The organism is Enterococcus sp. DIV1682a, assembly GCF_051711005.1.
Classification (GTDB): domain Bacteria; phylum Bacillota; class Bacilli; order Lactobacillales; family Enterococcaceae; genus Enterococcus_B; species Enterococcus_B hirae.
The window spans coordinates 203,310-216,196 of the sequence record NZ_JBIOLT010000001.1; the positions used below are offsets into that span (position 1 = coordinate 203,310).

The window sequence follows — 12,887 nt, forward strand, 5'->3', positions numbered from 1 at the left end:
ATGCGTAGGTTTGCTATTAGTGGTTATGGGCCAGCTGAAAAGGTGTTTCAAGAAATAGTAGACACACCAAGGGAGGTCACGCCAAATCATCTTCGTGTGGAATTGAAAGCGTTTAGTATCAATCCTTATGATGTCGCTTTGCGTTCAGGAAAGATGAAGGAAGTCCGAACCTTAACATTCCCTTACGTATTAGGGAATGATGGTGCTGGAATCGTGACGGAAGTAGCAAGTGACGTCGATTCATTTGCTGTGGGGGACCGTGTAGTCGTTCATCCTGTGTCAGGTGCTTACGGTGAAGAAATCGTCTTACCAGCAAGTAAAGTGGCTAAAATACCAGATGAAATGAGTTGGGGAGAAGCAGCTGCAATGGTAACGACGGGGATCACTGCTTACAATGTGATTAATCATCTGCTAACGATCCAACCAACTGACACGGTAATGGTGACCGGAGCTTCAGGAGGCGTAGGAACTAGTTTGATCCAATTACTTCATCAAAAAGGGATTCGGACGTTAGCTAGTGCATCAAAGACAAATGAAGAATTAGTCCGAAGTTTAGGCGTTACTCATTTTTCTTCTTATGATCAAGAAAATCCTGAAGAAGTATTCAGTAATCAAGCAGATATTGTGATCGATGCGACGAAAGGAAGCATCGCGGGAGACATGGCTATCAAAATTATGAAAGAAGAAGGTCATTATGTTGCGTTGAACGAATTGCCTTCCCTTGCATCTCGTCAGAAAAAAAATGGGTTTTATGAGACTTTTGTTCCTAGAAAAGAATACTCAGATCAAGAAGCTTTGACTCATTTAATTGCTGCATATAAAACAGGAAATTACCATATTTTTGTAGCAGAAGAATTAGCTGCAACTCTTGATCATTTAATCTGGGCGCACCATCAACTTGAAGGACACCCCTCTGCAGGTAAAATCGTATTAACTTATGATTAGAGCTGGGCTGGTAAAAGGAGCAAACTTTTTCTGGATGCGTTTTCTTCTTCTGATTTTTAGCATGAAAATTTCTTTCTGCTTTATTTAATGGTAAAGTGGTACATGTAAAATTTAACTATTTCTTCAATTCTATGGTCAGACAATCGGACAGTTTGACTATTATGTCTAAATTATCGAGCTTTTTGAAAAAAGGGAATTGAAAATTACATGATTTACATGGTAAAGTAATGCAGCTGAAAAAAGAAGAAGGGGATATTTATGCGGTCAATCAAAAACACATTAAAATTATATCTACTTGACTGGAAAAGAATTTTTAAAAATCCAATTGCTACACTTTTGATCATTGCAATTATGATTATCCCTTCATTATATGCGTGGTTCAACATCAAAGCGTTATGGGATCCTTACGGAAATACCGGTGAATTGCCTATTGCGGTTTACAGTGCAGATCAACCGGCAGAATTTCGAGGGAAAGAAGTCGCAATTGGGAAAGAAGTGATCAAATCACTTCATGACAATAAACAACTCGGATGGCAATTCGTTGACTCAAAAGCAGAACTGGAACAAGGGGTTCGTTCTGGGAAATATTATGCAGGAATCTACTTACCGAAGGATTTCTCAGAAGACTTGTTAAGTTTTACGAGTGGAGAGATCAGAAAGCCAAAAATCGAATACACGGTGAATGAGAAAATCAATGCGATTGCTCCTAAGATCACCGATAAAGGAGCTTCTGCGATCCAAACCCAGATTACAGATGAATTTATCAAGACGGCTAGTTCAACGTTATTGAAGGTCTTTAACGAGATCGGTTATGACATTGATTCGAATCTAGTAAGTATCAATAAGGTCAAATCAATGATACTTTCAACGGATGAGAACCTTGATACGATCGATGGCTATACGCAACAAGTACTTGATTTACAAAAACAACTACCTTCTATTAAAGAAAAGTTAAACAAAGCCAATGAATTTGTGAACTATCTCCCACAAGTCGATGAAATGGGACAAAAAGTGGTTGCACTGAATGATAAAATGCCACAGCTCCAAGAGCAAGCGAAAATCATTTTAGATTTACAACAAAAAATACCGGAAATCCAAAATGCAGGTCGACAAATTGCTGAGATCGATCAGGATTTTTCATCGATCCAAGAAACGATGGATCAAGGAATCACTGAAGCGAAACAAGGGTTGTCGATCATTCAACAAGTCCAAGAAATCTTACCTGACGTGAAGAAATTAGAAACACAAGCAAACGACCTAGCTACTCAAACAAAATCAGGTGCAGAGCAATTAAAAGACGCATTACCAGGTATCACAACAAGTGTGAATACAACGATACAATCGATTAGTCAGGTAGCAACGTCTATTGATTCATTCACAGCGAGTGTCGATCAGGCAATTGCAGATAATCAATTGACGGAAGAAGAGAAGGGAAACTTACTCAAATTATTGGATAACCTCTACAATAGTTTACCAGCACAGCAACAAGCGATTGACCAGTTGATTGCCTTTTTGACACAGTTACAGAATCAAACGGGTAATACCAAACTTCAAAAAATAATTGATACATTAAATAGTATCAAACCAGTTTTAAGCGGCTTACAAAATCGCCTACCAGCGTTGAAACAAGCCATTCAAGAAGGAAATATCGATAACGTAAGAAATATCTTAGGGCAAATTCAAACTGCTGCTAAAAATGTCAATAACTTGATTGCTGGAATCGATGTGAACCAAGTCAGTTCAACCGTTGATTCACTATTAAATCAAGTCATCAGTACGATTGAAACAGCTCAAGGTGCGTTAAGCAAGGCTGACCAAATCGATTTTGATTCGCTGTTAAATTCAACGAAAGCAACAGTGACCAATGCAGTGGCGATATTAGAGAAGTACCAAAAAGAAATGCCAGCGATCGGACAAGAGATCCATGATGCAAACACCATGTTGAATGGTAATATGGAAACGATCGTCAATGGGATCAATAAAGGGGCCGATCTGTATAATAATGATTTGCCAGTGTTAGCCAACAAATTGAGTACAGCTGCTAACTTTATCCAAAATGACTGGCCAACGATCAAAAATGAAATCACAAGTACGATGACAACAGCGAATGAAAAAATGCCACAAGTCGAAACGGCAGTAAATGCAGCAGCTGATTTGATCAATAACGATTGGCCAAACATCAAGACAGGTATCCAAAAAGCAGCAGATGCTATTCGTAAAGGAGAAAAAGAAGTTGATCTAGGAGAAGTGATCAAATTATTGAAGCTGGATGCAACGAAAGAGAGTGACTTCTTTACGCAACCAGTAGAATTAAAAACCAATACGATGTATCCAATTGCAAACAACGGATCGGCAAGTACGCCGTTTTATACAGCACTTTGCTTGTGGGTGGGAGCTGTCTTACTCTCAAGTGTAGCGACAACCGATTATTATCTCGGTAAAAAAGAAAGAAACAATTTTACAAAACGAGAACAATTTGTTGCTCGAATGCTCACGTTCTTAACAATGGCTATCGCACAAAGTTTGATCGTTACTTTAGGAAATATCTTTTTATTAGGTGTAGATGTCCATAATCCAGTTTACAGCGTATCCTTTGCCGTTTTGATCTCGCTAGCCTTTATGATGATCGTGTATGTTTTAGCGGCGCTATTTGATAATGTTGGGAAGGGACTTGCGATCATTATCCTCGTGCTATCGATTTCTGGTGGAGGTGGGAACTATCCTATCCAAGTATCAGGGAAGTTCTTCCAAATGATCAATCCATTCTTGCCATTCACCCATGCGGTTAATCTATTACGAGAATCAGCAGGAGGAATCTATTGGCCAAATGCTGCAAATGCGATTTGGATCATGATTGGTCTATTCGTTAGCTTTGGTGTTATTGGAACGGCTGTTGCGCCTTATGTCCAAGAAAAAATGGTCAAATTCAAAGAAGCAGCACATCAGAGTCATATTTTCCACTAGTAGTTAAAGCAATAACCAGTTTGAAAAAAGAAGACCTTGTTAGACAGAAATAGTCATGTATTTTCGTCTGACAAGGCCTTTATTTTATTAACAGAGCTTAGGTGATCAGAGGAGCTATTTTTTCTTTTTGTAGAAACAACGAGTTTAATTGAAAAAATTGAAAATAGAAAAGTAAAGTTTGTTATGGCTGATTCCACAATGATTGATGATTGCTAGAAAAAATCACAGTCCGTTTACTTATTTTTTGGAAAGTGCTGGTTGTTCAAGTTCTACGAAAAGTAAAAGTTTTTATTGAATAGGAAAGAAAAATCTCGATGAGTGAGATGTTACATTTTTTGACAGAAAAGGAAAAAAGTCGTTGAAATGTAAGGCATTTGCTAATTTAACGTACGATTGAAAAAAATACTGTTTTTTTTCTAATTTTTTTCAATTAATTTTATGAAAGTTTATTGACTTTTATATTATGGGAGCGTACTATAACATCTTGTTTAAGATAAATTTTTTTTAATTTTGACAATAATAATTTTGAAGTAAATATGTGTGTAAAGGAGTAAAAAAATTGGACTACTTAAAAAGGTTGTTAGTAGGTAAGCCGTTGAAATCTGCTGAAAACGACGAGCATAAATTAACTCGTTTTGCCGCGTTAGCATTGCTGTCATCGGATGCCCTATCATCCATTGCTTACGGTACAGAGCAGATTGTGGTTGTTTTAGTTGCCTTGTCAACTGCAGCCATTTGGTATTCACTGCCAATTGCAGCGTTTGTTATTATTCTATTGATTTCATTAACTCTCTCTTACCGTCAAATCATTCACGCGTATCCTCAAGGCGGAGGAGCTTACGTCGTCAGCAGTGAAAACCTTGGGAAAAATGCCGGGTTGATCGCTGGAGGTTCCTTGTTGATCGACTATATGTTGACGGTAGCTGTTTCCGTGTCAGCTGGTGCCGAAGCGATTACCTCGGCAATCCCCGCATTGTATGGTCACCAAGTAGCAATCTCAGTTGCAATCGTATTGCTCTTGATGATGCTGAATTTACGCGGGTTAAGGGAATCGGCTTCTTTCTTGCTATTCCCTGTTTACACGTTCATCATTGTGATTACGTTGCTAATTGCGGTCGGACTGTTTAATATCATTACTGGTGCCGTACCATTACATGCAACAGCCTTACCTGGAGCTGCAATCCCAGGGGTGTCGATCGCATTGATTTTGCGAGCATTCTCTTCTGGTTCTTCTTCTTTAACAGGGGTTGAAGCAATTAGTAATGCCGTACCATTTTTCAAGAAACCTCGAGCAAAAAATGCAGCAGCAACTTTAACAATGATGGCTTTGATCTTAGGCTTCTTCTTTGTCGGTATCACGTTCATCAACTATTGGTATGGGATCGTACCTGAAAAAGAAGTTACTGTATTGTCTCAAATTGGGAAAGCTGTCTTTGGCCATGGCGTATTGTATTATGTATTACAATTTGCTACCGCTTTGATCTTGGCGGTTGCTGCCAATACTGGATTCTCTGCATTCCCAGTATTAGCATACAATTTGGCAAAAGATAAGTTCATGCCACATATGTATCAAGATCGTGGCGATCGTTTAGGGTACTCAAATGGGATCATGACATTAGCTTTTGGTTCGATCATTCTCTTATTTATTTTCCATGGTTCAACGGAACGTTTGATTCCGTTATACTCGATCGGTGTATTTATTCCTTTTGCGCTATCGCAAACAGGAATGGTCGTTAAATGGAAAAAAGAAGGAAAGAACTGGTTAGGAAAATCTATTGCAAATATCACAGGTGCGTTTATCTCTTATGCGATCATTGCGATTTTGTTCGTTTACCGCTTAGGTGATATTTGGCCATTCTTTATCATCATGCCAATTGTGATGTATATTTTCTATCGCATTCATGATCACTACAAAAAGGTAGCAGAACAGCTGAGACTGGAAACGGACGCCAAGTTACATGACTATGATGGAAATACCGTGCTGGTTTTAGTAGGAAATGTCACACGTGTTAATATCGGTGCGATCAATTATGCTCGTTCGATCGGGGATTATGTGGTGGCCATGCACGTGTCATTGGATGAAGATATAGCAAAAGAAAAAGAAATTGAAGCAGACTTTAAGAAACATTTTCCTGATGTCCGTTTTTCAGTTGTCCATTCTTCTTATCGTTCCATTGAAAATCCAATTATCCGCTACGTTGATCTGGTAAGTAAAAATGCCGCAAAACAAAACTATACGACGACAGTATTGATTCCACAGTTTGTACCAAACCGTCGTTGGCAAAATATCTTACACAATCAAACAAGTTTACGATTAAGACTTCGTTTATCTTGGCGAGAAAATATCGTGATAAGTACGTATAGTTATCATTTGAAGAAATAAATGTTAAAGAACAAAAAATGCTTGAGTGAGAAACTCAGGCATTTTTTTATTTATTTATTTTCTAATTACAAAAAAAATAAATAAAAAAGTGTCACTTAATTGATGTATTTTTTTAGTAGAACATGTTTATCCAATTTATTTGAAGGAGCTGAAAAGACAATGGCACAATATTATAGAAATACTGAAAATGGAAAAGTCTTGACGGAAGATCAATATAAAGAAATCAAGGATCAAATGGGCAACTTTCAAAAAGTATCTGACGATCAACTCAATAAGTCAGAAATGTTGATGGCTAAAATTGCTTCAGGTGATTTAAATGATTATTCTTCTTTTTATGAAATGGAAGATCTAGCTCTAGATCCAAACATCGAAGTAGAGCCGGAAAATACACTAATAGTGATCAACATGGCGGAAGATGTTCACTGCTTAGAAGTGTTCAATAAACTTAAAAGAAATGATTTGAAACCAGATGTTGAGGTTCAACAAGTAATGTTAGCTCAACGCGCGTTTGACGAAAGAGGATTCACAGTGATGGATTTTGAGAATCTTTCAGGCGAAAAGAATGAGTGGCGTGATAGTATTTTAGGTATTATCATTGGCTTTATCGGTGGTCCATTAGGGGCGATCTTTGGCTGGGCAATTGGCGATGTCATTGGTTTTGGGCAAGCGCATCATGCAGAGAAAAAATCTAAAAATGTTTTTCATTATATTGCTAACTGTATCCCAGAAGGACAAGAAGGGGTCTTAGCAATTGTCAAAGAAATAGATGCAAAGAAATTGAATGACTTAATCACTACGGAATTTGGAGGCACAATTGAACGTTTTGAACTCAATCATATCAATGATGCAATCAAATCTATAAAAAAATAAAACGATCATTTGCAAGAAATCGGTTTGTTCGTTCGTTTCTCTTTCTTCTTTTTTCGAGTGCGGGTTTTGCCAAGGCAACAGTAAAAATGTTAGAATGACAAGGCAGAAGATAGAAAGTGAGTGACGATATGTTAACAACAGAAGATTTTGACTTTGATTTACCAGAAGAGTTGATCGCTCAAACACCACTAAAAGACCGTGACCATTCTCGGTTACTAGTTTTAGATCGTACAACTGGGGAAATGTCGGATAAACATTTCCATGACATCCTAGAAGAATTGCATCCAGGAGATGCGCTAGTGATGAATAATACACGTGTGTTGCCAGCTCGTTTATATGGTGAAAAAACTGAAACAGGTGCACACCTCGAAGTATTACTTTTGACAAATACAGAAGGAGATACTTGGGAAACGTTGATCAAACCGGCAAAACGTGCGAAGGTAGGTACACGAATTACATTTGGTGATGGTCGCTTACAAGCAGTTGTCAAAGAAGAATTAGAACATGGCGGAAGAATCATTGAATTTGAATACGAAGGTATTTTTCTTGAAACGTTGGAATCATTGGGCGAAATGCCTTTACCTCCTTATATCAAAGAACGTTTAGAGGATCCAGATCGTTACCAAACTGTTTATGCAAAAGAAAACGGGTCAGCAGCAGCTCCTACAGCTGGATTACATTTTACCAAAGAATTGTTAGCAGAAATCGAAGCAAAAGGGGTAGAACTCGTTTATTTGACACTTCACGTAGGGTTAGGAACATTCCGGCCGGTCAGTGTGGACAAGATTGAAGAACACCATATGCACAGTGAATTTTATCGTCTAACAGAAGAAGCAGCAAGTCGCTTAAATCAAGTCCGTCAAAATGGTGGCAAGATCATCGCCGTAGGAACGACTTCGATCCGTACACTTGAAACGATTGGAACTAAATTTGATGGTGAAATCAAAGCAGATAGTGGTTGGACAGATATTTTCATCACACCAGGTTATCAATTTAAAGTAGTAGAGGCCTTTTCAACAAACTTCCATTTACCAAAATCAACGTTAGTCATGTTAGTGAGTGCCTTTGCTGGACGAGAATTAACATTAGCAGCTTACCAACATGCTATTGATGAACGTTATCGCTTCTTTAGTTTCGGCGATGCAATGTTTGTCAAATAAAGATAAAAAAGCTGTTTCAATACGATTAAACAAAATGGCAGTAATTGCCCATTATAAATTATCAGTCAAAGAATCCTCAACTAGAAAAATGGGTTCTTTGACTGATTTTTTTCTATTCTTTGTTTTAGTTGGAATTAAAAAGTGTAGGAGACATGGATTCGTTTCTTGCAGAAGATAAATAAACTCAGGCGACAAAAAAGCTAGGCTCTCGATAAGCCCAGCTCTTCGTATGCGGAAGGAATCAAATAAACAAAATAAGTGTAACTTTCCATGACCCATGCAAAGTACCGTGTTGAATTTCTTCTTGATAAACAAAAAATCTTGTTTTTGTTACATCTTCAACAGTTGAAACATCTCTTGATTCTATTCAGTTTTCAGATATTCATGTTCTTCTTTTTTACGTATCATGTTACTTCTGGTTTAGATACTGCATGATCTAACGCCTCATACGCATTCACTATTTGTAAAAGATTATACTTCACATGACCTCATTGGTGAAACCTGTACCTTTTAACAACTTTGTTTGCTTATACTAATCTATCGAGAAATTCTTTTGTTTATTTGATGGTATCCTCCTTCCTTACACTTATAATATAGCACGCTTTGTTAGCGGTTGCAAAAAAGAAGCTCACGAGATATGCTTATTTTAGAGAAGCAACAAGCGGTATAGTTGAATAAGGCAATTTAACAATGGTATAGTAAAATAAGTACCTTTTTTGTGTGCTTAAAATAAAGGAGGAATAGGATGGATGATTTTAAGAAAACAGTGAAAGAAGTGGAGAGTGAAACAAAAACAACAATTGAACAGGGGTTAACGACCCAAGAAGCAGAAAAAAGAAGTCAAGAACAAGGGAAAAACAAATTTGAGGAAGCGCCTAAAGAGTCATTGGCAAAAAAGTTTTTACGAAGTTTATCTGATTTTACTACGATTATTTTACTTGTAGCAGCAGTCATTTCTTTTTATACTGCCTTTGCCACCGAACATGGGGATTTATTTGAAGGACTGTTGATCATTGCGATCGTAATCATTAATTCAGTATTAGCTATCGTACAAGAAGGAAATGCCGAAAAAGCGTTGGAATCTCTTCAGGATATGAACAAGCAAACTGCCACAGTCATCCGAGATGGCAAAGTTGAAAAAGTGGATGCTGAACACCTAGTTGTGGGAGATGTTCTGGTCTTGGAATCTGGCTCAGCCATTGCGGCGGATGCTCGATTAGTTGAAACCTCGCAATTAAGAGTAGAGGAATCGGCACTGACTGGTGAAAGTGAAGCGGTCGAAAAAGATGCAGATTATGTGAGTCAAGAAGATGATGCCTTAGGTGATCAAATCAATATGGTGTTTAAAGGGTGTACAGTCGCAGCTGGTCGTGGGAAAGCGATTGTGACCGCTATCGGGATGAAAACCGAGATGGGTAAGATCGCTGGACTATTAAATGACAACACTGCTCAAAAAACACCATTACAAATTCGATTGAATCAACTAGGTAAACGCATCAGTTTTATCGCATTAGCTGCTGCAGCGTTAGTGTTTATTATTGGTGAACTCCAAGGAGAACCCTTACTGGAAATGTTTATGACATCCATTTCTTTAGCCGTCGCTGCGGTGCCAGAAACATTGACAGTTATCGTTACATTGACTTTAGCATATGGTGTCCAAAAAATGGCGAAGAAACATGCCATTATTCGTCAGCTCCCCGCAGTTGAGACTTTAGGAACAGCCAATGTGATTTGTTCAGATAAAACGGGAACGCTGACACAAAATAAAATGCGTGTCCGCCGAGTTTGGAGCAAAGAAGATGAAGTGACTGATGTAGAGGACTCAATGACCAACAGTGCGATGGAAATCTTGAAGATGGCTGCTCTTTGTACCGATGTGACGGTCGAAAAAGAAAATGATGAATTGATTGTCAAAGGAAACCCTACAGAAGCCGCGATCGTACGAGCGGTTGAAGAAAATTATCACACAAAAGAGGAATTAGAAGAAAAGTACCCGAGAGTGGCAGAACTACCCTTTGATTCAGACCGTAAGATGATGACAACGGTTCATCAAATGGGTGAAAAATATATTTCAATTACAAAAGGCGCTTTTGACGTCCTAGCTTCGCGTTTTACTTCAGGAGACATTGAACAGGCCACGATCGTCAATGACAGTTTTGGGAAAAAAGCTTTAAGGGTCATTGCGGTAGGTTATGCTACCTATGAAGAAGAACCGCAAGAAATCACGTCAGAAGCATTAGAAAAAGATTTACGTTTGATTGGTTTGATCGGCATGATTGATCCGCCTCGTCCTGAAAGTAAAGGAGCAATCAAACGAGCGAAAAAAGCAGGAATCAAAACAGTGATGATCACAGGAGATCATGTTGTTACGGCTAGTGCCATAGCCAAAGAATTAGGGATTTTATCGAATCCAGCCGAAGCACTGTCGGGCTCAGAACTACAAGCACTATCTGATGATGAATTAGACGAACGTGTCAAAGACCTTTCTGTCTATGCTCGTGTTACGCCGGAAGACAAGATCCGGATCGTTAAATCATGGCAACGAACTGGTGCCGTAGTTGCTATGACTGGAGATGGCGTCAACGATGCACCCGCCTTGAAGGCAAGTGACGTAGGGTGTGCAATGGGAATCACTGGAACTGACGTGGCACAGAGTGCATCAGATATGATCTTGACCGATGACAACTTTGCAACGATCGTCGATGCGGTTAGTCAAGGACGTTCCGTCTATCAAAACATTCGTAAAGCAATCAACTTTTTGTTGAGTTGTAATGTCTCAGAAATTTTTATTGTGTTGATTGCGATGCTAGTGGGCTGGGGAGCACCGTTTACAGCAGTTCAATTGTTGTTTGTCAACGTGGTTGCTGATGGGTTGCCTGGATTTGCTTTGGGGCGTGAACCAGCAGAAAAAGGGATCATGGACGAAGCACCGATTCCTAAGAATGAAGGGATTTTTGCTCGAGGATTACTACAAAAAATTGCGATCAATGCGACTATATTTACGATCGTGACTTTGTTTGGTTATTATTTGGGAAGCTATGTCGATACTATTAGCCCTTGGGTCGATGCAGGACAAGAAGTTGGACAGACAGTTGCCTTTTTAGTGTTAGCATACTCGTCAATCCTCCATGTATTCAATGTGCGTAGCAGTCAGTCAATTTTCAAAGTGAACTTAGCAACGAATAAATCATTATTGGAAATGGCAGTACTTTCATTAGTCATCACTACGGTCATTGCCCTATTACCGTTTACCCAAGAACTATTTGGCTTAGTGCATATTAGCTTAAACCATTGGTTGTTAGTAGGCTTTTTATCAGTCGTACCTGTGGCTGTGAATGAGTTGATCAAATTTCATCAATTGCCTGAAGCAGAAGAAGAATAAATCAAAAGAGCTTGGGACAAAAACGAACAGCCCAAGCTCTTTCGCATGTAAAAAATGGCTAAAAGACGTTTAAACAGCTGACTTTCAGTAGGGAAAGTTGATGCGAGAGATTTCTCTTTCCTGCTTCTGCGGTTACTCGTCACATTCTACTTGGCGTGTTTTGTTCTTAATTTGTTTTACTTTCTTTTTGCCTTGATTGATCAAAAACAACGTAAGTAATGACATAGAAAGTAAATAGATAAAATTAAAGAACCAATTGTTTAACAGACTTCCTTCCTTTGGTAAATAAAACTCATAAATATAAATATAGAAAATATGAATAAAATAAAGTTCTTGTGAATGAAGAGAAAGATAATTACTGATAGGGGCGAAGAAATTCCCTTCATATTTAGCTAACATATACCATAAGAAACAGCCACAGAAACAGCCATATAAAATAAAAGGCAACTGTGGTGGGTATTTAAAGTAAGTTAATCCATGGAGTCCGTAGAGATAGAAACTAATGCTTAAGTAACATAAGATAACAATTGATAAGTGTAATAGTTTTTTTCGGTCTAATTGAAAAACAAGTAATCCTAGTAAAGCAATCGGACAATAGCCAAAAGCTAAAGGAACGAGTTGAGTATAAAGGATTTGCCATGAGCTTGGAACATAAGGAATCAAATAAACTAAAAAGATTTGGAGGATTAATAATAAAGTGAAAATACCAAGTATTTCCACAAAGTGCTGATATTTTTTGCTCAATTTATACAGGAAGGGCATGAGTAAAGATACAAGAAAAAACGTTCGCATAATCCAAGCATAACCATAACCTGTATCCATGAAAAAAGCGTGCAAAATATAAAAAATATTAAATTGATAAGGAGTATCGGTAATCTGAGCAATGAAAAAAAGTGATGTAAATAATAACGCCAGAAATATATAAGTTGGAACCATTAAACGAGTGAATCTTTTTTTGACATAGGAAATATAGGAGAGATTCTTGCTGCTATAGTAATAAGAAATAGCTAAACAAAAGGCCATTAATGGCACATCAAAACAACGCAAATTGAACAGGATTCCTTGTAATCCTGTATGAGCAAGAATGATACACAAAATTGCTAATGCTCTCAAGTGATCAATTTTTTGATTGCGTGATCGTTTCATAAAATAATCATCCTTAATAAAGTGGCTGGGGCAATAG

Annotated in this window: 7 protein-coding genes; 6 read left to right on the top strand and 1 reads right to left on the bottom strand. The window is 38.0% G+C overall.

All coding sequences use genetic code 11. The features are described 5' to 3' along the window. The 6 genes from IGJ23_RS01005 (at position 1) to IGJ23_RS01030 (ending at position 11,704) form a co-directional block, all read left to right on the top strand. Positions 1 to 945 (top strand): NADP-dependent oxidoreductase, encoded by a 945-nt coding sequence (locus tag IGJ23_RS01005; RefSeq protein WP_367010779.1) that lies wholly within the window; start codon positions 1 to 3, stop codon positions 943 to 945. Between the two features lie 258 nt (positions 946 to 1,203). After that, positions 1,204 to 3,909, top strand: a complete 2,706-nt coding sequence (locus IGJ23_RS01010) for a YhgE/Pip family protein (RefSeq protein ID WP_438774529.1) — start codon at positions 1,204 to 1,206, stop codon at positions 3,907 to 3,909. A gap of 559 nt (positions 3,910 to 4,468) precedes the next feature. After that, positions 4,469 to 6,292 (top strand): amino acid permease, encoded by a 1,824-nt coding sequence (locus IGJ23_RS01015; protein WP_010720326.1) that lies wholly within the window; start codon positions 4,469 to 4,471, stop codon positions 6,290 to 6,292. A 159-nt stretch (positions 6,293 to 6,451) separates the two neighbouring features. Next, entirely contained in the window at positions 6,452 to 7,162 is a 711-nt protein-coding gene (locus tag IGJ23_RS01020) for a hypothetical protein (protein ID WP_207431826.1), read from the top strand. Between the two features lie 128 nt (positions 7,163 to 7,290). Continuing rightward, positions 7,291 to 8,322: a tRNA preQ1(34) S-adenosylmethionine ribosyltransferase-isomerase QueA gene (queA, locus tag IGJ23_RS01025; protein WP_010736867.1), complete on the top strand. Its 1,032-nt coding sequence runs from the start codon at positions 7,291 to 7,293 to the stop codon at positions 8,320 to 8,322. 745 nt (positions 8,323 to 9,067) lie between these two features. Continuing rightward, positions 9,068 to 11,704: a cation-translocating P-type ATPase gene (locus tag IGJ23_RS01030; RefSeq protein ID WP_207431827.1), complete on the top strand. Its 2,637-nt coding sequence runs from the start codon at positions 9,068 to 9,070 to the stop codon at positions 11,702 to 11,704. Between the two features lie 132 nt (positions 11,705 to 11,836). Here the strand turns inward: IGJ23_RS01030 and IGJ23_RS01035 are convergent, their stop codons facing one another. Beyond that, the gene (locus IGJ23_RS01035) at positions 11,837 to 12,850 is read right to left on the bottom strand and encodes an acyltransferase family protein (RefSeq protein ID WP_010736869.1); all 1,014 of its coding nucleotides are present in this window, start codon (positions 12,848 to 12,850) and stop codon (positions 11,837 to 11,839) included. Positions 12,851 to 12,887 lie beyond the last annotated feature (37 nt).